The organism is Streptomyces sp. WAC03905, assembly GCF_057371075.1.
This window is the reverse complement of the sequence record NZ_JBXYDZ010000004.1, coordinates 24,062-48,874: the sequence shown is the minus strand read 5'-3', so window position 1 is coordinate 48,874 and position 24,813 is coordinate 24,062. Positions and strand designations below refer to the sequence as shown.

The 24,813-nt window shown below is 69.6% G+C and carries 23 protein-coding genes and 1 pseudogene; 13 read left to right on the top strand and 11 right to left on the bottom strand.

Going from position 1 to position 24,813, the window contains the following annotated elements; genetic code table 11:
- Positions 1–28: 28 nt before the first annotated feature.
- Both AC2RP6_RS37355 and AC2RP6_RS37350 read left to right on the top strand, forming a co-directional pair.
- Positions 29–775, top strand: a complete 747-nt coding sequence (locus AC2RP6_RS37355) for an IS630 family transposase (protein ID WP_486450633.1) — start codon at positions 29–31, stop codon at positions 773–775.
- Positions 776–965: 190 nt separating this feature from the next.
- On the top strand, positions 966–1,460 hold the full coding sequence (locus AC2RP6_RS37350) for a hypothetical protein (RefSeq protein WP_486450632.1): 495 nt from the start codon (positions 966–968) through the stop codon (positions 1,458–1,460).
- A gap of 79 nt (positions 1,461–1,539) precedes the next feature.
- On the opposite strand, the gene AC2RP6_RS37345 is transcribed toward AC2RP6_RS37350, so the two are convergent.
- Positions 1,540–2,414, bottom strand: a protein-coding gene (locus AC2RP6_RS37345) for an IS5 family transposase (protein ID WP_486444384.1) whose coding sequence is annotated in 2 segments (ribosomal slippage) — positions 1,540–2,021 and positions 2,021–2,414 — 876 coding nt in all. Because the reading frame shifts where the segments join, the coding sequence is not laid out codon by codon here.
- A 12-nt stretch (positions 2,415–2,426) separates the two neighbouring features.
- The gene (locus AC2RP6_RS37340; RefSeq protein ID WP_486450631.1) at positions 2,427–4,103 is read right to left on the bottom strand and encodes a hypothetical protein; all 1,677 of its coding nucleotides are present in this window, start codon (positions 4,101–4,103) and stop codon (positions 2,427–2,429) included.
- A 38-nt stretch (positions 4,104–4,141) separates the two neighbouring features.
- Between AC2RP6_RS37340 and AC2RP6_RS37335 the strand changes: the two genes are divergently transcribed.
- Entirely contained in the window at positions 4,142–5,047 is a 906-nt protein-coding gene (locus tag AC2RP6_RS37335) for a PIN domain-containing protein (protein WP_486450630.1), read from the top strand.
- A gap of 72 nt (positions 5,048–5,119) precedes the next feature.
- Positions 5,120–5,398 (top strand): hypothetical protein, encoded by a 279-nt coding sequence (locus AC2RP6_RS37330; protein WP_486450629.1) that lies wholly within the window; start codon positions 5,120–5,122, stop codon positions 5,396–5,398.
- Here AC2RP6_RS37330 and AC2RP6_RS37325 read toward each other — a convergent pair.
- Together AC2RP6_RS37325 and AC2RP6_RS37320 are read right to left on the bottom strand one after the other, a co-directional pair.
- On the bottom strand, positions 5,359–6,243 hold the full coding sequence (locus AC2RP6_RS37325) for a zeta toxin family protein (RefSeq protein ID WP_486450628.1): 885 nt from the start codon (positions 6,241–6,243) through the stop codon (positions 5,359–5,361). The genes AC2RP6_RS37330 and AC2RP6_RS37325 overlap by 40 nt on opposite strands.
- A gap of 338 nt (positions 6,244–6,581) precedes the next feature.
- Positions 6,582–7,067: pseudogene (locus AC2RP6_RS37320) on the bottom strand (zeta toxin family protein); the annotation flags it as partial.
- A gap of 266 nt (positions 7,068–7,333) precedes the next feature.
- Between AC2RP6_RS37320 and tap the strand changes: the two are divergent.
- The 5 genes from tap to AC2RP6_RS37295 all read left to right on the top strand — a co-directional run bounded on the left by tap (position 7,334) and on the right by AC2RP6_RS37295 (position 11,235).
- Entirely contained in the window at positions 7,334–9,451 is a 2,118-nt protein-coding gene (tap, locus tag AC2RP6_RS37315; protein ID WP_486450627.1) for a telomere-associated protein Tap, read from the top strand.
- A gap of 4 nt (positions 9,452–9,455) precedes the next feature.
- The gene (tpg, locus tag AC2RP6_RS37310; protein WP_486450626.1) at positions 9,456–10,010 is read left to right on the top strand and encodes a telomere-protecting terminal protein Tpg; all 555 of its coding nucleotides are present in this window, start codon (positions 9,456–9,458) and stop codon (positions 10,008–10,010) included.
- A gap of 15 nt (positions 10,011–10,025) precedes the next feature.
- Positions 10,026–10,595, top strand: a complete 570-nt coding sequence (locus tag AC2RP6_RS37305) for a hypothetical protein (protein ID WP_486450625.1) — start codon at positions 10,026–10,028, stop codon at positions 10,593–10,595.
- A gap of 77 nt (positions 10,596–10,672) precedes the next feature.
- Positions 10,673–10,978: a DUF6247 family protein gene (locus AC2RP6_RS37300; protein WP_486450704.1), complete on the top strand. Its 306-nt coding sequence runs from the start codon at positions 10,673–10,675 to the stop codon at positions 10,976–10,978.
- Positions 10,975–11,235: a hypothetical protein gene (locus tag AC2RP6_RS37295; RefSeq protein WP_486450624.1), complete on the top strand. Its 261-nt coding sequence runs from the start codon at positions 10,975–10,977 to the stop codon at positions 11,233–11,235. The genes AC2RP6_RS37300 and AC2RP6_RS37295 overlap by 4 nt, the downstream gene beginning before the upstream one ends.
- Before the next feature lie 158 nt (positions 11,236–11,393).
- On the opposite strand, the gene AC2RP6_RS37290 is transcribed toward AC2RP6_RS37295, so the two are convergent.
- The 4 genes from AC2RP6_RS37290 to AC2RP6_RS37275 form a co-directional block, all read right to left on the bottom strand.
- Positions 11,394–12,179 (bottom strand): hypothetical protein, encoded by a 786-nt coding sequence (locus AC2RP6_RS37290; RefSeq protein ID WP_486450623.1) that lies wholly within the window; start codon positions 12,177–12,179, stop codon positions 11,394–11,396.
- A 104-nt stretch (positions 12,180–12,283) separates the two neighbouring features.
- Positions 12,284–13,093 (bottom strand): AbiTii domain-containing protein, encoded by an 810-nt coding sequence (locus AC2RP6_RS37285; RefSeq protein ID WP_486450622.1) that lies wholly within the window; start codon positions 13,091–13,093, stop codon positions 12,284–12,286.
- Between the two features lie 61 nt (positions 13,094–13,154).
- The gene (locus AC2RP6_RS37280; protein ID WP_486450621.1) at positions 13,155–13,661 is read right to left on the bottom strand and encodes a hypothetical protein; all 507 of its coding nucleotides are present in this window, start codon (positions 13,659–13,661) and stop codon (positions 13,155–13,157) included.
- A gap of 116 nt (positions 13,662–13,777) precedes the next feature.
- Positions 13,778–14,077: a hypothetical protein gene (locus AC2RP6_RS37275; protein ID WP_486450620.1), complete on the bottom strand. Its 300-nt coding sequence runs from the start codon at positions 14,075–14,077 to the stop codon at positions 13,778–13,780.
- 552 nt (positions 14,078–14,629) lie between these two features.
- Here AC2RP6_RS37275 and AC2RP6_RS37270 point away from each other — a divergent pair.
- Positions 14,630–15,295: a hypothetical protein gene (locus AC2RP6_RS37270; protein WP_486450619.1), complete on the top strand. Its 666-nt coding sequence runs from the start codon at positions 14,630–14,632 to the stop codon at positions 15,293–15,295.
- A 142-nt stretch (positions 15,296–15,437) separates the two neighbouring features.
- Positions 15,438–16,217, top strand: a complete 780-nt coding sequence (locus AC2RP6_RS37265; protein WP_486450618.1) for a hypothetical protein — start codon at positions 15,438–15,440, stop codon at positions 16,215–16,217.
- A 683-nt stretch (positions 16,218–16,900) separates the two neighbouring features.
- Here AC2RP6_RS37265 and AC2RP6_RS37260 read toward each other — a convergent pair.
- Positions 16,901–18,186 (bottom strand): IS3 family transposase gene (locus AC2RP6_RS37260; protein WP_486444360.1). Its coding sequence is split into 2 segments (ribosomal slippage): positions 16,901–17,913 and positions 17,913–18,186, totalling 1,287 coding nucleotides; the frame shifts between segments, so codons are not numbered across the junction.
- A 75-nt stretch (positions 18,187–18,261) separates the two neighbouring features.
- Here AC2RP6_RS37260 and AC2RP6_RS37255 point away from each other — a divergent pair.
- Positions 18,262–18,798, top strand: a complete 537-nt coding sequence (locus AC2RP6_RS37255) for a hypothetical protein (RefSeq protein WP_471995270.1) — start codon at positions 18,262–18,264, stop codon at positions 18,796–18,798.
- Positions 18,799–19,141: 343 nt separating this feature from the next.
- Entirely contained in the window at positions 19,142–21,118 is a 1,977-nt protein-coding gene (locus AC2RP6_RS37250) for an AAA family ATPase (RefSeq protein WP_486450617.1), read from the top strand.
- Positions 21,119–21,208: 90 nt separating this feature from the next.
- Here AC2RP6_RS37250 and AC2RP6_RS37245 read toward each other — a convergent pair whose 3' ends face one another.
- A complete protein-coding gene (locus tag AC2RP6_RS37245; protein WP_486450616.1) occupies positions 21,209–23,872 on the bottom strand; it encodes a helicase associated domain-containing protein in 2,664 nt (887 codons plus the stop codon).
- A complete protein-coding gene (locus AC2RP6_RS37240; RefSeq protein WP_486450615.1) occupies positions 23,869–24,786 on the bottom strand; it encodes a hypothetical protein in 918 nt (305 codons plus the stop codon). Before AC2RP6_RS37240 ends, AC2RP6_RS37245 begins: the two co-directional genes overlap by 4 nt.
- Positions 24,787–24,813 lie beyond the last annotated feature (27 nt).

The following is a 24,813-nucleotide window of genomic DNA, read 5'->3' as shown; positions in this document are numbered from 1 at the left end:
GCTGGCTGGCTTCGGTGTGCTGTGGGTTGTGGGTGGCAGCAGGCTGGAGGCGCTGGTCCTCAGTGGGGCCGGGTGGCAGGTGTTGAGCAACTGGGTCAGGCGTCGGGCGACCGCGCAGGGTCTGGCTCTGCGGGCGAGGATCGTGCTGGCGTGCGCGGTGGGTGGGCCGAACCTGGCGGTGGCCGCCCGGCTGGGAGTGGACCGGGGCACCGTCGCGAAGTGGCGGGCCCGGTTCCTGCGAGACCGGCTCGATGGACTCGCGGACGAACCGCGGCCCGGGGTCCCGCGGACCATCACCGACGCCCAGGTGGAAGAGGTGGTGGTCCGCACCCTGGAGGAAACCTCTCCTGGCGGGACGCACTGGTCCAAGCGGGAACTGGCCAAGGCCGTGGGCATCTCGCCAGCCAGTGTGCTGCGGATCTGGCATGCCTTCGGCCTCCAGCCGTGGCGGACCGAGACCTTCAAGATCTCCCCGGACCCGTTCCTGATCGAGAAGATCCGCGACGTCGTCGGCCTGTATCTCGCTCCGCCGGCGAACGCGGTGGTCTTCGCGGTGGACGAGAAACCGCAGATCCAGGCCCTTCAGCGGACCGCGCCGGTGCTGCCCATGATCCCGGGGGTGCCCGAGCGGCGCAGTTTCGACTACGTCCGGCACGGCGCCGTCGACCTGTTCGCCGCCCTGAACACCGCGACGGGCAAAGTGATCACGAAACTGTCCGCGCAGCACCGGGCAGTGGACTTCCGGGACTTCCTCGACTACATGCGCCGACGCTAAGCAGGAGACTGGCACGCCCAAGCCCTACCACACCTGTTCAACCGCATGCTCGGCCAGCTCCACCACTGTCTCCAGAACCGGTTCGCCTTCGACGAATCCATCGCCTCTCCCACCGCCTGCGCCATACAGGCGGTGGGACCAGGAAAAACGCAGTCGTAACCGACGCTGTCGGTGGGATACAACGGTTAGTATGACGGTCTTCTACTGCGCGAAGTGCGGCGCCGAACTCACCCCGGACCTGCGAAAGCTTCCGGGCATCCCGGACGTCTCCATGCACGACACGGACCGCCACCGCACGACACGGCTCGCGCCATCGACAGTCCCCCGAGGCAGCTATGCCATCGATCCCGAACCCTGGGGCGCCCCTTTCGAAATCCCGGATGCCCAGATCACGGACGTGCAGAGAAGCCGAGCGCTTCTCATGCCACCTGACATGACCGGCATGGTGTCTGCCGGCCCCAGAAACTCCGTGATTGTGCATCCACAAGACGTGCCGAGTCTGCAGCTGACCAGCCGGCTGGGCGTGCACCGCGGATGCTGCGGGCCGCTTGGAACCGGAGGCCGCAACATGGCGTGTAGGTGCGGGGCACGCGTGGCCACCCTTACTGCGGACTGTATGGGCCCGCACGAGCTGCACCTCGACCCGCTCAGGACGTACGCCTTCATGCATGACACCTCAACCTGATCATGAAGCGTCCGGCGCCCGTAGGCCGGTGTCTCTGACGGACACCTTGACCCGTTAGGGCCTGTTGTGAAAGTGCTGGTCACAGCCATTCGTTGATGGCTGCGATCAGCACTGTCGCTTCGTAACGGACGGCGAGTTTGTCGTACCGGGTGGCGACGGCCCGGTGGCGCTTGAGCCGGTTGATCCCGCACTCGACCGCGTGCCGCTGCTTGTAGTCGTCCTTGTCGAACTTTGGCGGGCGCCCGCCGCGCGATCCGCGCTTGAGGCGATTGCGGACCCGGTCCGCCGGAACCGGGATGGTGGCTTTGATTCCGCGTCTGCGCAGGTAGGAGCGGTTGCTGCGGGAGTCGTAGGCCTTGTCTGCCCGGACCCGGTCTGGCCGCTTGCGCGGCCTGCCGAGCCCGAGCCGGGGCACCCGGATCGCCTCCAGGACCGGCTCGAACTGCGGGGAATCACCCCGCTGCCCAGCCGTGATCACCACCGACAGAGGCTTCTGCCCCTGCTCGACCGCGAGGTGGATCTTGCTGGTCAGTCCGCCACGGGAGCGTCCGAGACCGTGGTCGGCCGGCTCGACGAACACTCCGCCGGGCGGCTCCTTCTGGAGGTCCCCCTTTCTGCCGCCCCGGCGGCGTGCTGATGGGCCCGGCAGACGGTGGAGTCGACATTCACGTCCCAGGTGATCAGGCCCTTCGCATCAGCCTCGGCCTGGAGCCGCGTGAGGATCCGGGCCCACGTGCCGTCCCGCTGCCAGCGCCGGAACAGGTCATAGACCCGGTCCCACGGCCCATAGCGTTCGGGCACGTCCCGCCAGGGAGCGCCGGTTCGGGTCCGCCACCGTATGCCGTCTATCAGCTGCCGCCGTGTCCATACCTGCGGACGGCCCGGCTTGATGCCCGTCGGCAGCAACGGCTCAAGCCGGGCCCACTGGCCGTTCGTCAGATCTCCACGTCCCACGACAGGTGATCATCAACGAACAAGATCCACTTTCGCAACAGGCCCTAGGCCCTGGCGCAGGCTGCCGACCAGCAGCATCCGGTCCCGGCCGGTGCGGGCGCTGAACTGCTCTCCGAGGGCGGCCAGCGCCCGCCGGGCTGCCTGCTCCCAGTCGCGGGCGGACCATCGGTCGTCGCTTGGGTCGTCGGCGCTGCGGACGGTGGAGCGGATGAGGCCGTGCAGGTGGTAGGGCCACAGTCCGAAGACGTTCTCGCGGACGAAGGGCCGCTCGATGAGCCGCAGGGCCGGCGCTTCGTGGCGCAGTCCGGCGGCCGCGGCGGCCAGGGGTAGGTCGAAGGAGTCCAGCAGGGACACGGAGCGCAGGACGTGGCGTTCGTCCGGGGTGAGGTCGGAGAGGGTGCGGGCGATCAGGGCGGGGAAGTCGTGGTCGAAGTCGGCCGGCTGCGGGGTGCGGCCGCCACGTCGGATCTCCAGGAACCGCATGACCGACAGGTCCAGGTACAGGGGCAGGCCGTGGGAGCGGTCGGTGATGATCTGGCGGATGTCTGCGCTGATGAGCGGCTGCCCATCGCGGGTGAGGCGGCGGGCGAGGTGGTCGTCGCAGTCCTCGGGGGAGAAGTCGCCGACGAGAACCTGCCGTCCGCTTCCTGCAGGCGGCCGGACGGATCGGGCGGCGGGAACGCCGCCGGCGGGGGAGGCAAGAGACGGCCATGCTGTCGGGCCGGTGTAGTCGAGCTGCCCCTGGAGACCCGGGTCGGCCCACTGCAGGCGTGAGCGGCCGGTGACGACGAAGAACACGTTCGGCATGAGCCACACCGTGCGCTGGATCAGGCGTTCCAGGTCCCGGTGTGTCCGGTCCCCGACGTCCTCGAAGGTGTCGAGGAGGACGACGGGCACCGTCTTCTTGTTCGCGGGCAGCTGGGCGAGCTCCCAGGCCAGCAGATGGGGGTAGAAGGACAGGGCGTCCAGGTCCGGCTCGGCCTCCAGCAGGGCCTCCAGTCGGGCACAGCCGGCCAGCGCCCGGACGGTCTGGCGGCGTTCGCGCAGCGCCCTGACCAGGGAGCCGGTGAGGGCGCCGACGGCGGTACCGACGGTGCCGGGCAGGAGCAGCGCCTGGGCGACGTCGGAGAGCGCCGACTGCATCTGCTGCGGCATCGCCTTGCCGAACCGCGCCGCCAGGCCCCTGCGGCTCAGATATTCCTCCAGGTTCTCGCCGGGGTGCTGCTGCTCCCAGTAGCGGCGCAGTGCGATGTCGAAGGCGGGCAGCGGCTGGCCCAGTTCGGTGAGCGCGGCGCGGAGGGTGAGGACCAGGTCCTCGAAGGTGGTGCCGGCGGAGCGGGAGAGGTCGATGCGGACGGGCAGGATGCGTTCCCCGGACCAGGCCGGCTCTCCCCACTGCGTCGGGCGCTGGTCGGCGCCGGCGAGCGCGGCCTCGAGCTTCCTCGACAAGGTCGTCTTGCCGATGCCGCCGACACCGTGGAACACGATGACGTTGTTCCGGGGCCGCTCCAGGTCCTCGACGTCGAAGGCAGGGTCTGCGACATGCCGCAGGTGGTCGGCCAGCGCGGCCGCGACCAGGTTCCACTGCGTCTGACGGTTCGTGAACGCCTCCGCCGCAGCCACTGTGCGGTCATTCGTGCCGAACAGTGCCCTGAGATCCCTGCCTGCCACGTCAACCCCCGAAGTCATTGATCAACCGCGCCCAAGTTACGCCGTCGCTTTGGGCCGTGGGGGAAGCGCGCCTGGAATCCGGCCAGGCCACAGAGCGCTGGCAGGCCGCCCGAAACCTCTCGCCGAAGAAGGCCCAGCGCTGGGAGGATTCGGGGATGAGACTGAAGCCGGGCGTGTCCATACAGGTGGCCCAGAACGTCCTCACCCAGGTGTTGCTGGAGTGGCAGAACGCGTACAGCAACCAGACCTGGGACCGGTACAACCGTGCTGTGTCCGGCACTCAGGGACAGCTGTCCCAGTGCTTTGCCGAGCCGGATCTCGGAGCCGGTCTGTATCAGGGGCACTACTGGCAGCTGGCCACGAGTGCCAAGTCGTCGCCGGTCTTCTATGGCACGCTCGTTCGCGAGCTCCAGCAGCAGATCGCGGCGCTGGAAAACGCTGAGGAGGAGCTGGGCCGGCTTCGTTCCTACGCTGAGCGGCCAGGTACTCCGATCGTCTACGACACGAACATGCTGGTGCACTGGCGGCCGCCGGACGAGGTGAAGTGGACCGAGGTGCTGCGCGATGAGGGGGTGCGCACCCAAGAGGTCCGTCTGGTCGTGCCGCTGGTGGTCATTGATGAGCTGGACCGGCACAAGTACGGTGCCGGACAGCTGGGAGACCGGGCGGCGAAAGCCATCAGGTATCTGGAGAAGACGCTGGTCGATGGTCCTGGCCAGCCGGTGACGGTTCGAGAGGGCGTCACCCTGGAGGTCAGACTGGACGCCCTGGGCCACCGGCGCGGTGACCCGGACATGGAGATCCTGCTGTGTGCCGCGGACCTGAACCAGCTCAAGCCGGAGGCGGGCACCCGGGTGCTCAGCGACGACTTCGGCATGCACCTGCGGGCCCAGGGGCTGGATCTGCAGGCCATGCGGCTTCCTGCCGGCTACCGCAAGGGGGCTCCAGCAGCCGGCGGCTGAGCACGGCACGGGGGTGAAGTGGAGGAGAATGATCCCTTTCCCGCCAAGATCATTTTTGGAAAGGGTGGTCCCATGCCGGACCCGAACACCACCTCCTTTGAGCCCCTGGACGGCGACGAGGACCAGCTCGCGCGTGACGCCGTGCGCGAGGTCATCGCCTTCTACAACGCCCGCATCGCCGCCGAGCGCCGGGCGCCTGTCCCCGACGACGAGCGCATCGAGCAACTGAAGGCCGCACGGCAGGCCGCGATCGAGGACCAGACACGCCTGGACACCGCGGGCCCCGGTGATGCCGCCCGTATCGCGGCCGACTACGCGGCCCGCCTCCAGGGGCTCACCGACCAGTCGTAGCGGCTCGCGGGCAGGGCCAGTGGCCGTGCCTCCGGCCGGGGGCGACCGAGCCGCGGCGGCTGCATCTGGGCCGGCATCAACGGCCGTGCCAGCCCCGCGATCTCGTCCAGCTCCCGCCGGTGCCGCGGCAGTGCCTGGCGCAGAGCCCGGTGCAGGGCCAGGAACGCGGCCGCCTCTGCCTCGGTGTAGGGGCGGGCGCGCTCCGCGGCGAGCGCTTGGGCCAGCTGGGTGCTGCCGCGCTCGGAGCGCAGCAGGGCCTGGCCGTCACGGCGGACCAGGGTCACGGCCGTGATCGCCGGATGCCGGGCAGTGAGGTCGGCGATGTCGGTGAGTGCGTGGAAACACTGGTCGTGCCCGGCGCGGGAGGTGAAGCGCCCGTTGATGCCGAGCTGCAGGGCTCGGGCGTAGCGCAGCGCGGTCGCGAGCCGGCTGTCGGCCTCCCGTACGGCCAGGACGACCAGCTCGACCGGGTAGCCGCCGGCCGCGAACGGCAGCGCGCTGGCGAGAAACTCCTCCACGCTGCCGGGCGCGGCCTCGATCAGTACATCGCCGCGCCGGTCGCGGACGTACTGCTCGGCCCAGGTGAACCAGGCCCGGTAGTCGGCGCGGATCGCCGCGCCCGCGCCGCGGGGGTCGTCGCGCAGCAGCTGGAAGTAGTCGGGGTGCTGGGCTTTGAGGTCGTCGCCGACCAGCCGGGTCGTGCCGGGCCGCATGGCACGGCGTACCATCCGGGCGGCCAGCAGCTTGCCCGCCCCGGGCTGCCCCAGGACGTAGACGGCACGCGGGTCGTCCCGGGTGACGATGCCGCCCAGGTAGGACGAACGATCAGCTCGTCGAAAATCCACTGGTGCTCGCCGGCCGAGAGCCGGTGGTAGTCGACGCCCGGCGCGCGCCGCCGCGGCTGGGCGATGCGGCGGACCGGCTCGGCCAGCGCCGCGGCCCGCCGCGCGTCCCGCACGACGGCCAGACGCTCGTCCTCACCCGGAACATCGCGGTGCACGCGCACCTCGGCGCGCGCGAGCTCCTGGTGGAAGGCTGCCGTCTCCCTGGCCGTCCACGCGCGCGAGCGCCCGCGGGCGACAGCCTTGTCGGCGGCGGGCCGGCGACGCCACGCACCGTCGGCGAGCTCGTTGTCGTAGAGCACGGTGCCGTCGCGGGTCACCACGGTGATGCGGTCGGCCAGCTGCTCGGCCTCGATGGCCGCGAGCGTCGTGAGCATGTTCTTCGCGCAGACGTCGTGGTTGGCCCAGGACACGAAACGGCCGCCCGCGCCGCCGACGGCCTCGGTGAGGAACCGGTCGAGGATCCCGAGCTGGCTCCACGCCTCCGCTGTCGCGAGCGCGACCACCTCGATCCGGTGCCCGGAACGGCGGTAGGCCGCCGACGAGAGCCGGAAGTCGCCGGGGTCGGCGACCGCGGATTCCACGACCGCATCCAGGCCGTGGTCGCGGACGTACTTCTCGACGGCGCCCTGCCAGTGGCTGGTGTCCGCCCTGACCTTTCCCCCGGCTGTACGGACGTCGGCCGCCAACGCTGCCGCGTAGTGACGGTGGGCCTGCTTGTAGAGGTCACGGCCGATTCGCACGGCCCCGCCCCGCTGGTCGAGAGCTGCCTGGATGAGGTCGGCAACCTTGGTCTTTCCAGCTCCCGGCTGACCGCCGACGACCACCACGACCGGATGGGCCTGGGGAACGGCGTCCTTCGTCCAGGCCGGAAGAATTTCCGTCGTCAGGATCTCCTGGTGCTGGCCCTCGTCCAGGGTGACCGGAACGACATCCTCGCCTCTCAACACAACTCCCCTGCAGCTCGGTTCCCCACCGCCGTGCCTGGCGCACCACGCAGCGTACAGAACCCGAAAGGGTTAAATGCGCAGGCTAAATCAGATCTCGCGATTGGGTTAAAGCGTGCTAGTGTCTGGGGTGGAGGTAGACAGACATGGCATCTGAGGAAGAGCTGTTCGCGAGCGTCGACGCACTGCTAGCGGAGGAGCCTCAGCTCCCGCCGCCCGCGGAGCGCGCCCGCCTTCGTGAGGCCGCCGGCATCACCCAGGCCCGCCTCGCGACGGCCCTGAAGTCGACGACTCAGACAGTGAAGAACTGGGAAAACGGCAGGTCGGAGCCGAAGCCTCCACGCCTGGAGGCATACCAGCGGCTACTGAAGGGCTGGGCTGCGAAGTACCCCGCGCACGGAGCTCCCGCCTCCCCGGCCCCGGTGACTGCGCCGCAGCCGGCGGTACCGGAGACCTTCACCGGACCGGCCGCGGACGACGTCCCCAAGGCGCAGACCTTCGTTCCGGCCCCGGCTGTCCCGGCCGCGGCTCCCGAGCGTCCCGCCCGGCCGGCGACGTCGCGTCGCCCGGCGGCGAAGAAGGCGGCAGCGCCCGCCCTGGACACGCGCTTCCCGCACGGCCCGCTCGCCGTGCTGGACGGTGACGGCTCCGCGTACGGCGTGGACGGCATCGTGCTCGACTGCCCGGCGACCACGGTGGTGGAGCTGGTGGAGTGGACGCTGCGCGAGTCCGGTCTCGGTGCCGCGAAGCTCAACCGCCACGGCAAGGACTCCGACCCGCTGATCGCGCTTACCGCCGCGGCCGCCGTGAAGCTCGGTCTGCCCGAGCGCCTGGAGGGCCACGAGGAGCGCCGCTCCCTGCGCCTCGCGGAGGACCACCCGGTCGTCAAGCAGGTGGCGAAGGCGAAGTGGCAGCTCACCCAGCGCGGCTTCGGCCCCTGGGCCCGGATCTACCGCAAGGCCCAGGGCAACCAGCGTCAGTGCGTGCAGCTCGCCGTTCTGTCCTGGGACGCCCTCGACTCCCGGTCCTGGCCCGGCGTTGCCGAGCTGGAGCCGGCCGACATCGCCCGCGTCCTCGGCACCTACGCCCAGCGCGTCATCACCCCGCGCGGCTCCACCGCCGTCTCCGGCCTTGAACTCATGACGGCGCTGCGCCCGCCCACCCGTGCCGTACGGGACGAGACGACCGGGAACTGGGTCTCCGCCTACAACCCGGGCTCGCTGGGGACGGAACCGATGGACCCGGCGCCGCCGGAGGCCACCGAGGAGCACCCGGTCGTCGTCCACGGCGGCTGGACCGGCGGGTTCCTGAACGAGGAGGCGTACCAGTGGGTGCGGCCGGTGGACCTGCTCACCGACCAGGAGTGCCTGCTGCCGTACGCGGTCGGCCTCGACCTGAACACCGCGTTCCTCGCGGCCGCGGCCCGCCTGGTCGTCGGCCTGTCCGCCCCCGACCACTTCCGCGACGTGAAGTTCAACCCGAAGATCCCCGGCTCCTGGCTGGTCGACCTGAGCGGCATCGAGCTGGACCCGCGCCTGCCGTCGCCCTTCACCCCCGACGGGAGCCGGCCGACGGGCCCGGCCTGGTACCAGACCCACACCGTCGCCTACGCCCAGGAGCTCGGCTACGACGTCCACCCCCTCGAGGCGTACCTGCGGCGTGAGACCGGCGCGTACCTGGACCCGTGGCACGACCGGCTCAAGAACGCCTACGTCGACACCCTCGCCGACCTCGGTGTCACCAAGGACCTGGACGACAGCCAGTTCCTCGCCGCGATGGAACGGCACAAGCAGACCGACCCGGCCCTGGCCGCCGTCCTGGCCGCCATCAAGGCCACCGTCAAGGGCGGCGTCGGCAAGCTCCGCGAGCGCCCGCAGGGCCGCAAGTACACCGACGGCGACCGGTGGCCGGCCCTGGAGCGCCCGACCTGGCGCCCCGACATCCGCGCCGCCGTCATCTCCAAGGCCCGGGTCAACATGCACCGCAAGCTCAACAACATGGCGAAGATGACCGGCCTGTACCCGCTCGCCGTGCTCTCCGACTGCGTCGTCTACCCCAGCCCCGGTGCCAGCCCGCTGGAATTCCTCCCCTACGCCGCCTCCGGCAAGCCGCAGCCCGGCGCCTTCCGCCTCGGGTCAACCCCGGGCCTGGCCAAGCTGGAGGGCGTCCAGGAAATGGCGTGGGCGGTCGACCTGATGGAGAAGGGCCTGAACCCGGCCCGCCACATCAAGGGCGGCGACGCCGTCCTGGACGAAGGGGAGTAGGGCCGTGGGAGAGATCGAGGACGCGATCGAGCGGGCCGACCGCGAGGGCTTCACCCGGGAGCCGCCCAAGACACTCAAGGGCCGCATCAACTACCTGCTCAAGCAGCTCGGCAGCGCCAAGGCCGTCGCGGCGGAGCTCGGCGTCACCGCCGACTCCGTCAATCGCTACCGGCGCGGCGCCCGCAAGCACCCGCCCAAGGACGTCGCTTCGAAGATCGACAACGCCGTACGGTCCCGCTGGCAGCCCCAGGTACGCAAGCGCCGGCGCAAGCAGGCCGCCGCGACCGGAGTCACCGTGGAGACCCGGGCCCGCTTCGGCTACGAGTCGTCCGCCGGATCGACCGACGACGGCCGCTTCCGCCGCCTCACCGTCAAGCTCCCCGCGACGTACGCGCAGCGCCTGTTCGACGCCCGCGACGCGGGGCAGAGCGACCAGGACATGCGCGCAATCATCGCCGAAGGGTTTAAGGAAGTGTATTTCCAGGACAATGGCGGTCGCGCCATGGGACTGTCGGACGTCGCTATCAACGACATCGACTATCTCGATCTCGAATTCTGAAATGGGAGCGAACTCATGACCACTGAATTCCCGGCCATCGACCGCGACAAGAGCCCGTTGCTCGCCGCCGACCACGACGTCGTCCGTATCGCCGATGCCCTGCTGGGCAGCCCGCACATCCTGGCCGCCGACGCCGAACCGGGCGACGACACCGTACGGTTCACCAGCGCGGCCGGCATCAACTACACCCTCACCCTCCAGGACGCGGAGCCCACCGACGACGACCTTCTGCCCGAGCCGGTGCTCACCGAGGCCCTCGCAGTGGCGATCCTCAACGCCCCGCACTTCGTCAGCGCCACCCCGGACTCGCCGCACGAGGACACCATCACCGTCCAGACCCGCAGCGGGGTGCGCCACCTCCTAGTCCTCGGTGTCGACCGCAACGGCCCCGACCACGACCGGCAGCCCTCCACCCCGGCCGCCGACGTCGCCAACGCCGCTGACCGGCTCATCGTCAGCGACCCGAGCGACACGGAACGCGCGACGGCCGAACTCCTCAACTACATCGCAGCCACCTGGGACAAGCAGGACCTGCCGCTGCGCCAGCACGCCCAGGCCGTCGCCCGCACCCTGCGCACCCGGTAGGAGGGGATCCGTCCATGTCCGCATCCACGGCCACCCGGCGCGCGTACCGTGAGGTGACGACCCGCCTGGAGGACCAGATGAGCGCGCAGCCCGACCACGCCCCCGTCGCGCCGTACGCCCCCGCACCCGGGGCGCCGGCCGAACTCCTCGCCCAGCTGCGCGCCGACCGACGCGCCGACACCTGGGTGCCGGCCTTCGAGCGGCAGTGGGCGGCCGCGCTCGAGGAATCCCGCCGCACGTTCTCCCTGGCCGGGCTCTACGAGGTCGTCCAGGAGTGGCAGGGCATCATTCTCTCCGCCCCGGTCGTCGACGCTTTCGTCGCCTCCGGCTACGACGACAGCGAGTTCATCGACATGGCGGAGCTCCGCGGCAGGCGCCGGTGACCGCACAGCCGTACGCGGTCCGCTTCTCCGCCCCGGCCGCCAAGACCCTCGACGCCCTGCCCGAGCACGCAGAAGACACCGTGTGGGAGCTCCTGGACGCCGCCTCGGCGAACCCGTGGGGCTTCCGACAGTTCAACGCCGACGACCCCGAGGGCAAGGACGTGCGCCACGCGTCCGTCGGCCAGCTGTCCCTCACCTACTGGGTGAACAGGCCCTTGCGCGGCCTCTCCGTCCTCACCATCACCTGGCTCGGATAGCCCCAGACAACGGCTCGGCCCCGGCATTGCAGCTGCCGGGGCCGAGCCGTTGCGCATTTTAGCCAGCCCTGGTCGCTGGCTGGGCCAGGCGGCGCTAGCTGATCAGCAGACTGCTCCCCTTTCGCTGGCCACGCCGCCACCCCCTGCGTACGCCACCCCTAGTCGCTGGCCTGCGTGAGCAAATCATCCCGGATGTCGTCATAGCTTTCCTGAGTCTCGCGGATGATCGAGACGAGGAGCATGACGGCGATGCTGCAGTGCCCTGAGCTCAGGTGGGACAGTGGCAGATGGTGTACGACAGCGTGCCGGGAGAGGGTCGTCGGAATTACAGCACTCTTGCCCGGGTCGTAGGGGGTGTGGAAGGAATTCAGCGGCGCCAAGGCGTACTGGCGCTTGGGCAGGAAGTCGTTCGGCTCCTTCTTGCCGGCCTTCTGCAGCCTCTTGTGAGCACCTGGCCCGCGGGGGACGTTAGTCAGGTTGTGGAGCATCTGTTCGACCCCGGCGACGGCGAGGCACGCGGCGGCTTCGCGGTGGCCGCCGGACCATGCCGCCATGGCCTTCTCTCCTGCCGCGACTTCACCCGTGATCCATTCATCGGTGCACTCGTCGAGCTTGAGGCGGCACAGGGTCTGGATCTCGTCCTCGTCATCAACCAAGACGGCGAGCTTGTCGTCGTGATTGGCGCCCGCTGCGGCCAGCCTGCTCAATGTCTTGGCAGGGGTGACCCACGCGACCGGTATGCCGTGCTTCTTGGCCAAGTCCAGCAGCACGTCCATCGGCACTGCGCTTCCCCACCAGTTCTCGTGCCGTGCCACGGTGTAGAAAGACGGCATCCGGTGGGTTCCGTGGACAGCCAGGTCGTACGTGTCCCAGATCAAACCCCAGTCACGGAGCTGGGAAAAGGTGGCCGCGGAGTGGCCTGCTGAGGGATCGCTGAAGGTCATGAGCTGATCATTTCGTTTGGCCGCGATCCGTGTGGCTAAAGCAGCAGAAGAGTGCGTGTGTACCGCAGTGAACACGCCGATACTAGGCGCGTCCTACTGGCGGGTCACTTGAAGAGCGGCCACAGAGCAGCAGCAGTGCCCGCCACAGTTGCCAGGCCCACGAGGACGGCGCCGACCCGGCGGCCCGTCGTGCCGAACAGGCCGGGCTCGTCGTCGGCGCTTGGCGCGACCGTGGCATTGCCTTCCCCGGAGGCGTGCGCGCTGGTTACCGTCACACGAGACCGGTTCCCGTGGATGGCTACGTTCAACGCCTGGCCGATCTGCTCGGGGGTGGGCAGGTTGCCGTCGTCGGGGGCCATCGTGGCGCGCAGCTCGCCCATGAGGTCGGCCAGTGCCGTTCGGACCTGGTCGATGACGCCTATTAGTGCTGGTGCGGCCACAGCCCAGTACAGCTCGGTAATCTGCTGGCCAGGGTTACCGATGTCATGGTTCATGTACCGCACCAGGTCTGCGGCTCCCGGCAAGCTGAGCTTCAGAGCCGTGTCCGACTCCACGATGCGACGCGCTGCCGCCTCCAACTCTCCGACTCCCATGCGCAAGGGGAGCTCATTGGTGATGGAGTCCCGGGCGAAGTCAGGCAACGCGCCGGGACTGATCTGCTGACCGGTGATGATCCCGTTCACCAGCATCGCGTCGATCCGCAAGGGCGCTACCACAATGCGATAGGGCGGGAGGTCCGCCAGATCCACGCCGTTATAGCCGCGCAGTTCACGCTGCGCCCAATCGCGAAGAGCCGCGGAGTTGGCGTGGCCACCGAGGATCACGCACTTGCGCAAGGTTCCGGCAAGCGGCTTGGAGTCGTCGAGCACGTCCTGCTCGATCTGGGCAAGCAGCGTGCGCTCACGTCTGTTCATCGCCCTATTGTGCGACCCACCGATGACATCGATCGTCACTCAGTCAGACTGGCCCTCAGGCTCACCACCGGTCGCGGGGCCGGTCGGCACCGAGCTGGACCTCGCGCCGGCACTCCGGGCAGTCCGGCAGCCCCTCCACGCGGCGCGGCCAGTCGCCCTTCGCCCAGCTGAACCCGCACAGCGCCGTGTGCGTGACGCCCCGGAAGGACTCGTCCTTGGTGGCGTGTGAGCCGTAGCCCGGCACCATCCAGGTGAAGGTCGCCTCGCCGTCGTACGGGGCGCCATTCGGCCAAGCGTAGGCCGGCTCGGTCGTGGTGCAGCGCATCCGCAGATCGGGACCCGTCCAGCGCTGGCCGTACCGGAGCTGCGAGCTGGCATCGACCGCGTCGGCGAGGCGCTCGAAGGACCGGTCGTAGTCCCTCATGTGATCCCACGTGCCCTGCTTCTGCTCGCGCATCACCTTGCGGAACATCAACAGCAGCCGCGCCAGGTCGTGCTGATCCACCCGGACCGTCTTCGTCTCCGGGTCGTAGCCGTACGTCGGGTCGTGGGCGGGCTTCTTCGGCATAGGTCCTCGTTCACGTCGCTACGGCAACCAGCGCCCCACACAACGACCCGGGCCCGCCGGAGCCACGCCGACCCCCGCTGTCCGGGTGCCGACCGACCCGCCGTGAGCCTCGCGCCTCAGGCCGGCGGCGGCGTCGCGCCGGGCAGCTCCCCGGCGAACTCCCACCACTGCTCGATGGTCCACACGGCGACGCTGGAGCGGTCGGTGGACATCCGCAGCCACACCTCCTCGCCGCCGGGCATGAGCGCCACCTCCAGGTGCGCCTCGTCCCACGTGCCCAACGGGTACATCCACTCCAGGCCGTCGTTCGGCCAGGTCCGCATCGCCACCGTGCGCACGCTCAGCGCCGCGGCGAAGGCGTCCAGTGCCGCCTTGGGTATCCGTACCTCCGCCGGCTCCCGCTCGATCCCCGCCACCCATCCCCCTCACGTCGTGCGGCGAGCCCGCGCCCGCCGTCGCGGATCAGCGTGGCAGACCGGGCTCGCCCACGGCGTCACACCGTGAGGTCTATAAGGCTCACAGCCTGTTTCCCCAGGTAGACGCGGCGAGCTGTGAGCCTGTGAGGCTGTGAGGGACTGCGCGACATGGTCCGGCCGCCCCTACCCGAAGACGCCACACCGTCCCTCTCCCGGGTGAATCTCGCACCCGTGGCACCCCGTTTCTACGTCATGCGGGTGACACCGTGTCACTCCCCGGTCCCTACCGTCCGAACCGTTCCCCCGCGTGCCCCTGATGGCGCCCGACGAACGGCGGTGATCCCTCCCTTGTCCCTGACCGACGGGCTGCGTAGCCCCCACTCCCCCCCTGCGCCGGTTCCTGGACCGCGAACTGTCCGCCGGCCCCGGACCGCTGCGGCAGAACTACCGCGCCCAGCACCGCACCGACCACGTCCTTCTCCCGCCGCCCGGCGTCGGCACCGAGGCCAGCAACGTCGCCTCACGCGCCTGCTGGACCTCCCGCACCCCGACATGGTCGACGACGTCGTCGACCAGCTCCACAAGGCCGCCCACAGCCCCCTGCAGGACCTCCGTGCCCGCACCCGGCCCGAGGACTGCCACGGCGGCCCCACGTTCGCCGGCGCCCGCATCACGGCCGATGCCGACCTCACCGCCGACGGCCTGCTCCTCGACTTCAAAAGCACCCGCCACCCGCTCAAGGAGATGTCCCAGCGCACCGCCTGGCAGCTCACCGGCTACCTCCTCCTCGACGCCGCCGACGCCTACCGGATCGACACCGTCGGCCTCTACCTCACCCGCACCGGCGTCCTCACCTCCTGGCCCGTCGAAGACTTCCTCGACCTGCTCGGCGCCTGCCGCCGCGACCTCACCGAACTGCGCGCCGTCTTCCGCGAGCTCCTCACCGGCTGCCACGGCCACGCCGATGCCCCCTACTTCACCACCCAAGAAGAGGTCGACCACGTCCGCCGGCTGCTCAAACGTCTGGCCCCAGTCGCCGCTCCCGGCTGCTGCCCGACCTGCCTCCAGCCCCTGCCCGAGGCCACCCGCCACCCCCGGAAGTTCTGCACCACCCGATGCCGCGAACGAGCCCAAGTCCTACGCAACCGCGGACTAATGCCTGGCGGCCCACGCCCCCTGATCCCAGGGCCCCGCCCACCGCGCCCAGACCTCCCCTGAGACGCGTCGGCTATGAGCCTCACAGCCCGTTTCCCCAGGTAGACAAGGCACACCGGGCGGTGTGAGGCTGTGAGGCGGGAGCTCCCGCAGCGCGCTTCCGCACGCCCTGGTGCCGCCCGCCGGCCCGGAGGACGATGGAGCCATGGGCGAGCACGACGAGGACCAGGAGCACGGCGTCGAACCGGCCCGGCCGCCGCTCACCGCGGCCCGCGCCCGGGAGATGACGGCCGGGCTGCGCGAAGCGATGGACGACGTCCGGCGCTCCGTCGCCGTCCTCGCCTCCCGGGTCCGCGACGCCCACGCCGCCCGTGTCTGGGTGCCGCTCGGGCACGGCAGCTGGGAGTCGTACTGCGCCGCGGAGTTCGGCATCAGCCGCGCCCAGGCGTACCGGCTCCTCGATGTCGCCCGCGCCCTGACCGCGATCCACGGCGCCGTCGCGGCCGGCACCGAGACGTCTCGCACGCGAGACACCGGCCCGGCCGCCGCGCTCGACTACGGCCTCTCCCAGCGCGCCCTGATCAACGTCTCCAGCCGCAGCGGCGACGTCGCGGAGCTGATCATCCGCCGCCTCGCCACGCTCGCCCACAGCGGCCTCCAGGCCCTCGATGAGCCCACGGTGCGCGCCGTGGTCCGCCAGGCAGTCCGCGACATCCGCACCGCACCGCCCCCGCAGACCGCCGAACCGCCGGCGGATCCGGCCGTCGCCGCGCTGCGCCGCGTCGTCGACGAGCTCGCCGCCAGCACCCACGCGATCGGGGAACTGATGCTCGAAGTCGCGCCGGCCTACCTCTCCGACACCGAGGCCGCCGACGTCCTGGCGCTGCTGTGCGACCAGATCGGCGAACCCCTCGAACACGGTCTCGCCGCCCGCCGCTACGCCCTGACCGGCGACCGCCGCGCCCTCCACGGGATCGTGCTGTAACCCGCCGCTCCCGGCTGCCCCTGTGTGGCACACAGTCCGTATCCCCAGGTGAACGAGCCTGCTGTGAGCGTGTGAGATGTGAGACGAGGTCCCGCGGCAACGGGGTAGCTGCTGCTCCTGGCCGTGCTGCCCGCCGTGGTGCAGCAGGCTGCTGCTCGATGAGCAGCGGCGGCTCGTAGCCCGCCCTCGGTGGGGGGGCTGCTCGCGGTCCTGGCGGTGGTGGTCGAGGTGCAGCACGGTGGTGTCGGGGGTGCAGCGCAGCATTTGCCTGGGCCAGGCGGGACAAGGGTGCTGCTCGGGTAGCAGGCTGGCCCGGCGGGTAGCAGCACGGCCAGCTGCTACCCGCGGATCGGGCCGTGCTGCTACCCGCCGGCACCTGCTGCTCCAGGGACGAGCAGCGGCACCACGGCCCGTCACGCGGCTGCATAACATCGCAGATCTGCGATGTTCGGACGAGATCTATGCACGGCTGCTGCATACAGCGCCGACGTCAGAACATGCTGACCTACGGGGCTGTTTGGTGGCGCTGCTGCGACAAAACGGTGGCAGCAGCGCCACCCCGCAGTACGGCTGCCGCGGGCCCAAGCTCCGCCTGGGAGGCAGTCTCGGCTGCCGATTTGTACATGCTGACGTGGCTCTTTGAACCGTTCCGACTTTCCTGCCGGTGTTTTGCTGGCCAGTGATCAGTCGGCCACAGCTTGGGTGTCAGCGTAGTGGGCTGCCTCGAACTCGGTGGGGCTGATCATGCCCAGACTTGAGTGCAGGCGCCGGTTGTTGTACCACTCCACCCAGCAGGCGGTGGCGTACTCGACCTCAGCGATCGTCTTCCAGGGACCGTCGTGGAAGACGCTGGTGCGGATGCACTCGGACTTGTAGAGACCGTTGATGGTCTCCATCAGGGCGTTGTCGTAGGCGTCACCGACGCTCCCGACCGAGGGACGGATGCCCTCGAGCCGGAGATGTTCGGTGAAGCGCACACTCGTATATTGCGACCCGGCGTCCGAGTGGCATATGAGCTGGTCCCGCCCGACCGGGGTTCCTTCCTGGCCGCGGCGCCACAGGGCCATCCGCAGGGGCACATCGACCAGCTCCACATCCCGCTTCACCGACGCGTGCCAGCCCACGATCTTCTGGGAGAAGCAGTCCACGATGAACGCCACGTAGGTGAACGACTGGTACGTGCGGACATACGTGAAGTCGGTGATCCACTTCTCATCGGGAGCCGGAGCGGTGAAGTCCCTGTTCAGCAGGTCCGCCGCCCGGCTGTCGGCCGGGTTGGGGACGGTCGTTCTGGGTCTTTTCCCCCGCACGACGCCGGCCAGGCCGAGTGAGCGCATGGCCCGGTCCACAGCCCCGAACCCGGCCTCGGGAAAACGGGTGCGGCGGATGAGAGCCAGCATCTTGCGCCGGCCATAGAGACCTTCGGGAGCCAGCACACGCTTCCCAGCGGCGTTGGTGGTGAAGGCCAGCTGGCGGATGGTGTCCTCGACCAGCGCGTCACTGATGGTCCGGGCCGCGTGCCCGTTCGCCGGCCCTGCTGGGGCGCACCAGGCTCGCAAGGTTCGTGCCGCGATCTTCAGTCCCGCGGTGTTCAGGGCGATGAGGATCGACTCGACGGCGTGACCGACCGCCTTCATCTGGTCGACGAAGGCCACGATCAGCGGTTTCGGGGGTCGAGTTCCCCCGCGAAGAAAATCGTCGCCGATTTCAGCACCTCGTTGACCTCACGCAGCCGCTTGTTCTCCGCCCGCAGCCTCCGCAATTCCTCACGTTCGTCACTGGTCACACCTGCGGCGACACCGGTGTCGATCTCGTGCTGGGCCACCCAGCGCCGTACGGACTCCCGGGAGACGCCGAGCGATTCGGCGACCTGGACATGGACAGCACGCTCGGTGGAGTACTCCGAGCGGTGCTGCGTCACCAGACGCACAGCCTGGCTCCGAAGCGCGGGGTCAATCTTCTTGGGCACGTGTCCCATCCTCTCTGATGGCTCACAACGGAGCGGCAGAGAAGTCAGAACGGTTCAGACCCTGGCGGGAGCGGTATGAGCCTCCCCCTCATCTACTCCTCGACCCAGTGGCACGACTACTGGAAGCTCATGGTGCCGGCGTCCCAACGCGAACAGCGGCGCGGAAACCACATCGCCGACCTGATCGCGGCCGACGGATGTGTGGTGGAGATCCAGCACGCGAGCATGTCCCCGACGAAGATCATGGGACGCGAACTGGACCACGGCCACATGGTGTGGATCTGGGACGGCCGTGCCGCCTATGCCTCCGGAGCCCTCTCGCTGACCGCCTTCGCCGACGGCATCGTGAGCTTCCGGTGGAAGAACCAGCGCCGCAACCTCCGTACGTGCCGACGCCCGTACTTCCTGGACCTCTGGATGCTGGGGGAGTCCGGGGAACGGGTGCTGCTGAAGGTGGACATCCTCAACGAGGACGGGACGGGCTCCGGCCAGCTGGTCACCCACGACATCATGCGGCTGTGGATCGTCTCCGGCCTCCCCCGCCGTCCCCTCGCCGAGATCCCCGAGGGCTCCGGCATCCCGTCGGTGAAGTTCGCCGCGGCAGTCGCGTAGCACAACCGCCCACCTGCTCAGCGACGTCGAGCCGGGCGAGACCTACTCCTGCCCGGGTGGAGCGGCTTCGTTCCGGTGCCTTCGGCACGGTCCTTCTTGAAGATCCGGCCCGGCGCACTGCGTCAGGCCCCGTCCCGGTCCCGGGACGGGGCCTGAGCCCAGCACATCCATCGCTATCCCGTGGGCAGCACAGGCCCGGCGGGCAGAAACCGGCCGTGATTGTCGGAGGCGGGATTCATACTGGCTGATTAGCCACACCGCGCGGTCACACCTGTCCCGTCTGGCACAGGCCCCACGCTGCGCGGATCACACAAGGGCAACGTGGCCCTTGGAGGGGAGTGCCATGCTGGTGACGTCCGTGGAGATCGAGACGTTCCGCAACATCACGAACAAGCAGACCATGGTGGTCGACCCTGAGGTCACGTGCCTGATCGGCAAGAACGAGTCGGGCAAGACGACGGTCCTGAAGGCCCTGCACCGGCTGAACCCGGCCAACAACGCCGACGACTTCCACGTCACCACCGACTACCCGCGGCGGAACCTGGCCAGGGACCGGCGCACGAAGGACCTCGACACGGCCGCCCCCGTGACGGCCGTCTTCGAGCTGGAGGACGCCGATTTCGACGCGATCGAGGAACTGATCGGCGTGCGGCCGCCGGCGAAGGCGTACGTCACGGCGTCCCGTCTCTACGACGGCAGCCTCCAAGCCGATGTGTACTGCGCCCTCGAGGACGTCCTGGCGGACGTTTTCGAAGAGGCGGGCGTCGACGACGAGGGGGACCGGAAGGCGATCACCGGAGACCACACGACCATCGAGGCTGTGAGCGCCGCGGCGAAGGCCCGAGCCCGGGAAGTCGGTGACGGCAGGAAGACGGCCCGGGTCAAGGTGATCGAGAAGATCCCGGCCGAACTGGACCGGTACAAGAAGTACGTCGAAGAGGGCCTTGACGAGGAGGAGCAGGAGCAGCTGATCGAGCTGCTCCCGAAGTTCTTCTACTTCTCCACCTACGAGATGCTCCCGGGCGACTGCGACCTCCACGCGCTCGCCGACCGCGCGAAGACCAAGCAGTGGGAGCGCGGCGACGAGACCATGATGTCCCTGCTCCGTCTCGCCGGCGAAGGGCCAGAGGACTTCCTGGACGAGGACTACGCCAGCCGCAAGGCCGAGCTCCAGGCCGCCAGCCTGGACCTGAGCGCCCAGGTCTTCGAGTACTGGAAGCAGAACGAGGACCTCACCGTCGTCTTCGACACCGACCTGATCCCCACGCCCCCGGACGCCAACGGCCAGCCGCAGCCCCACCACCGACTGCTCAAGATCGAGCTGCGCGACGACCGGCACGGCGGCGTGGAGACCAACTTCTCCACCCGCTCCACCGGATTCCAGTGGTTCTTCTCCTTCCTCGCCGCATTCAGTGCCTACCGCGACACCGACGAGCGCGTCGTCGTCCTGCTCAACGAACCGGGCACCAGCCTGCACGGCGAGGCCCAGGGCGACTTCCTCCGCTACGTCTACGGCGAGCTCGGACCCAGACAGCAGGTCCTCTACACCACCCATTCCCAGCACATGATCGACCCCACGCGGTACGAGACGATGCGCGCCATCCAGGACCAGGCGATCCGCACCGACCCGAACCTGGGCGTGGTCATTACCTCGGTCAGCCTGTCCGCAGACCCCAAGACGATCCTGCCGGTGGAAGCGGCGCTCGGATACTCCGTGGCGCAGCACCTGTTCCTCGGAGCCGGCCCGCTCCTGGCCGTGGAGGGCAGCAGCGACTTCGTCTTCCTCATGCGCATGTCCGACTACCTGGTCAGCCAGGGTCGCACCGGCCTCGACCCCCGGCTGGCCATCATTCCGGTCGGTGGCATCGGCAACATGCCGGCCTTCATCGCCGTCATGGGACGCCGGCTGTCCGTCCGTGCGCTCATCGACGGAGCCGAGACCACCAAGGTGACTGCTAAGGTCCTCAGCGCCGCCGAGGCCGCTGACGTCGACACGTCCCACATCACCGTCATCGGTCAGCTCGATGGCCTCCCGGAGACGGCCGACATCGAGGACCTGTTCTCCACTAAGGACTACCTCTGGCTCCACAACCGGGCCACCGAGGTCACCGTCAACGAGGAAGACCTGATCAACCCCGACAAGCCCCTCCCGATCCTCCAGCGCATCGGGATTGCCCGGGAGAAGCAGCGCAAGCCCCGGGACTTCGACCACGTCGGCCCCGCGCACCAGCTCACCCGGGACAAGGAGGCCTTCTTCGCACAGGTCGACGACGACACTCTCGACCGCTTCGAGTCGGTCTTCAAGAAGCTCACGGCCTGACCCTGCCGACAGCACCGGCCCCGGGCGCGACGGCAGCCCGGGGCCATCGCGGCCCCGGGGTCTCGCACACTCCGGCTCAGCGCCGGACTGTTATGCCCACTCAATGCCCAGCTTCCCCAGTGCGTCCAGCTGTTCCTGGGCGAGCTTGTTCCGCCGGGCCTTGGTGTTGGAGACCCATACGCCGAGCTTGACGGTCACCGGCTCTGTCTCGCCGTCGACCGTGATCTTTTCGCTGTGGCCGCGTGGTACCGGCCGGTCCGCGCCTTCCCGCTCCACCCACTGTGTGAGTGCCGCCAGGCCCCGCTGGAACGCGGCCTGTGCCTTGTTCGGGCCCTTCGTCGCGCGCGTGGCTGCCGGGGCGGGTGCCGGGGCCTGGTCGGGCTGCACGCCCAGCTTCGACAGCCGTTCCTGCTGCTCGGGGAGGAGCTGTGCCCAGGTGCCCGGGTTCTTCTGCCGTTGCAGCCACCGTCCGATGTCATCGCCCTCGAACAGCACTCCCGGTTCGATGGCCGGCAGGATGCCGTCGGCGTCGACCAGGTCCGCCAGGACGCGGTAGTGGCGCTGCCAGTCCAGCGGCCACAGGCAGTCCCAGTCCTCATCGACTGCGGACAGCTGCTGCGCGCGTACGGCGGCCCGCTCCGCGTCCTTACCCAGACCACCCTTGCGGCGCAGGTTCGCCATGTACTGCCCGATGGGCACCATCGCCTCGCCTTCGCCCCACACCGCGTCCTGCCGGGGCGCGAGGTGCCCCATGGCCCGCCGGTAGGAGCGGAGCGCGGCGAGCTTGTTCTCCCACGCCTCCTCGCCCGGTTCCCACACCATCCCGGCCTCCGGGGCGTCGAGGAGGGTCTTGCGCCGGTCCTCCAGCTCCCCGGCCCGCAGCGCCTTCCTCTGCTGATGCACCCACCGCCCAAGCGGAAACGACTTCGTCGCCCCGACCTCGATCTCGACGTCGTACGGGACGGCGTAGACGCCGGTGATCTCGTTCTCCGCCCGCCACCGCAGCAGGGCCTGGTAGCCCTCCAGCCACACCAGGGACTCCGGCCGATACACCCGCGTCCGCAGGAACGCCGCGATCGTCGCGGCGTCGCGCGGACTGGAGAAGTGCAGCAGGGCCGACTCGGCAGCGGCGTCGGTGTCCTCGTCGTGCTCCTGGTCCTCGCCGTCGCCGGTGCCGCCGGCGCCGATGATCCGCCCCTCCTCGTCCCGCTGCACGTGGACCTTGCGCTTGCCGCTCGTGAGCGCCCGGGAAGCGAGCTGCTCGACCAGGCGCTCGTCATGCGAGCGCAGGCCCTGGAGCACGGCTACGAGCGGCTTGAAGCTGGCGCTGGCGACCATGTCGGTCGGGTCCTCGTTCGGCTCCAGGAACACCGGCACGATGATCCTGGCCACCTTGGTGGAGCCATCGCGGTTGAGGCGGAGCGCCCGGCCGATGTTCTGGACGATCTCGACCTGGGAGCCGCGGGTGTCCGCGAAGCAGATCGAGTCGACTCCCCGCTCGCCGGTAATGTCCACGCCCTCGCCGAGCACGCGCACGCTGGCGAGGAAGGCGCGGTGCACCCGGCGCCCGGCCGCGTCGATGCCGTTGGCGAACTGCCGCAGCACTTCGCGCCGCTCGGAGACGAGGTGGTCGCCGCACAGCCACGCCGACCACACGCGGTCCGGCGGGACGTGGCGGCCGGCCTCCAGCTCGTAGAACTCCGCGTCGATCGACGACGCGGGCAGCCGGCCTGCGGCGGCCAGATCCTCGTCGGAGGCGTCGGTCATGTAGAGCTCGGCCGCCGTCTCGGGCAGCTTCTCCGCGAACGCGGCGGCCTCCTCCACCTTCTGGTGGAACGTCATGACCGTACGCAGGTTGTACGCCGCCGCGTGCTCCAGGAGCGCCGTCTGCAAGAGCGCCAGGCGCCGGCCCCGCCGCGCCTCCTCCGACTCCCCGAGAACGGGGGAGGGGTCGCGGATCTCCAGCACGTCGATCTCAAAGCCCGCAAGGATTTCGCGCTCGATCGCCTCCGAGAGCCCGAGCTCCGCGATCCACGCACCGTACGTGCCCCCGGGGTCGTCGGCCATGGTCGCCAGCTCCCCCTCCTGGCCGTCCGCGCCCTTCTGCGGCCGGGGGGCGGCGAGGATGCGCGGGGTTGCGGTGAGGTAGAGCCGGAAGTCCGCCGGGATTCGGGCGTTGTCGTGGATCGCCGCCCACGGACGGCCAAGATCACCAGCGGTTCCGTGGGCCTCGTCCACGATCGCGAGGTCGAAGCCGTCCATGCGCTGGCCGTAGAGCCGCTCCCCGCCCGCCAGCGCGGCCTCCAGCGGCCCGCGAACCTTCCGCTGCCCCTCGGGAGCGTCCACGTCCTCACGGTCCACGAGAGAGGCGTACGTGGCGAACACGACGACCGGCCCGTGCCCGGCCCACAGGGCGAGCTGGATCGGGTTCGTGGTGGTGCGCACTCCCAGCGAGTTCAGCACGGGGTCGTTCTCCAGCGAGCACACCGCGACCATCGGGACCTGGTGACCCACCGCGCGCCACGCCTGGGCGGTCTGCACCAGCAGGTCCAGGGTCGGGGCCGTGACGAGGATCCGGCTGCCGGGGAAGCAGTCGCGCGCTGCCCAGGCGACGGTGATGGTCTTGCCCGACCCGGTTGCCGAGACGAGGGTGCCGCGGGCGCCCCGGGGAGAAATGGGGGTGCGCTCGGGGCGGCCGGCCCAGGCGCGGATCGCGGCGACTGCGGTGACCTGGTGCTCGCGAAGGTGGATCATCCGAGCCGCTCCTCTCCGTGCTGGGCCGGTGAGGCTTTCGCGGTGGCGGAGGCCTGCCGGACCGTGGCGGCCTTGCGGCGTCGGTGTTCGCGTTGGGCCTGGGCGCGGGCGCATTCGCGGGTGCAGTACTTGATGCCGCTGGTGCGGTTCTGGCCGTATTCGGCGCGGCCGCGCTGGCGGACGAAGTCCCGCCCGCAGGTTTCGTTGGCGCAGGTGCGGATGGTGGCGTTCTCGGCGAGGTGGTTGTAGAGCTGGAGGAAGGCGACCGACAGGATGGTGGGGTGGCGGTCGGACAGACTGCCGACGCCGATGCTGAAGGGCTTGAGTGAGGAGTTCAGCATCCCGGTGAGGTTGGTGATGCGCAGGCCCAGCAGTACCTGGCGCAGCTCTTCCAGATCCTTGGGCCAGGGTTCGTCCTGGTGGTCGTTGTCCTTGTGGATCTGGGCCAGTGCATCGCGTGTGACTTCCGGCTCGACGAGTGCGTCTAGTCCCCCTTCCCGGTGCAGTGCCGTCCAGGTGGTGATGGCTTCCTGGGCCTGGGTGATGAAGACACCGATGAGCTCACCGTGCACGGCGAACGGTCCGTGTACGGGATGGAGGCTGTCTGCGAGCTCCGTGAGCCGGTCGTATTCGTCGTTCTCCCAGCTTCCGGAAGCGATGCTGCCGCCGAAGTGTCCGTAGGTGCGCATCATGTCCGCGATCGCGTCGAGGTCGGCGGGATCGAGGTCCATGAGCTCGCGCAGGTAGAAGTCCTCCGGCAGCGCGACGGGCTCGCCCTCACTACCCAACTGGGGCGCCCACACGATCCACTCGCCCTCGGCCCGCGCACCGCGCAGCGACCTCAACTCCGGTGCGGGCACCGGGGTTCCGGGCCAGAGCGTGGGACGAAACCGTGGGTCTACGTATGCAGCCATGCGGGGCATCATAGCCATACGGCAGTA

Bases quoted from the DNA above. Each gene is read 5' to 3' on its own strand.
- AC2RP6_RS37290 (WP_486450623.1), bottom strand. From the start codon at position 12,179: ATGACCTTCAGCGATCCCTCAGCAGGCCACTCCGCGGCCACCTTTTCC.
- AC2RP6_RS37280 (WP_486450621.1), bottom strand. From the start codon at position 13,661: ATGCCGAAGAAGCCCGCCCACGACCCGACGTACGGCTACGACCCGGAG.
- AC2RP6_RS37305 (WP_486450625.1), top strand. From the start codon at position 10,026: ATGACCACTGAATTCCCGGCCATCGACCGCGACAAGAGCCCGTTGCTC.
- AC2RP6_RS37340 (WP_486450631.1), bottom strand. From the start codon at position 4,103: ATGACTTCGGGGGTTGACGTGGCAGGCAGGGATCTCAGGGCACTGTTC.
- AC2RP6_RS37250 (WP_486450617.1), top strand. From the start codon at position 19,142: ATGCTGGTGACGTCCGTGGAGATCGAGACGTTCCGCAACATCACGAAC.
- tap (WP_486450627.1), top strand. From the start codon at position 7,334: ATGGCATCTGAGGAAGAGCTGTTCGCGAGCGTCGACGCACTGCTAGCG.
- AC2RP6_RS37350 (WP_486450632.1), top strand. From the start codon at position 966: ATGACGGTCTTCTACTGCGCGAAGTGCGGCGCCGAACTCACCCCGGAC.
- AC2RP6_RS37330 (WP_486450629.1), top strand. From the start codon at position 5,120: ATGCCGGACCCGAACACCACCTCCTTTGAGCCCCTGGACGGCGACGAG.
- AC2RP6_RS37245 (WP_486450616.1), bottom strand. From the start codon at position 23,872: ATGATCCACCTTCGCGAGCACCAGGTCACCGCAGTCGCCGCGATCCGC.
- AC2RP6_RS37265 (WP_486450618.1), top strand. From the start codon at position 15,438: ATGGGCGAGCACGACGAGGACCAGGAGCACGGCGTCGAACCGGCCCGG.
- AC2RP6_RS37270 (WP_486450619.1), top strand. From the start codon at position 14,630: ATGGTCGACGACGTCGTCGACCAGCTCCACAAGGCCGCCCACAGCCCC.
- AC2RP6_RS37255 (WP_471995270.1), top strand. From the start codon at position 18,262: ATGAGCCTCCCCCTCATCTACTCCTCGACCCAGTGGCACGACTACTGG.
- AC2RP6_RS37240 (WP_486450615.1), bottom strand. From the start codon at position 24,786: ATGGCTGCATACGTAGACCCACGGTTTCGTCCCACGCTCTGGCCCGGA.
- AC2RP6_RS37285 (WP_486450622.1), bottom strand. From the start codon at position 13,093: ATGAACAGACGTGAGCGCACGCTGCTTGCCCAGATCGAGCAGGACGTG.
- AC2RP6_RS37300 (WP_486450704.1), top strand. From the start codon at position 10,673: ATGAGCGCGCAGCCCGACCACGCCCCCGTCGCGCCGTACGCCCCCGCA.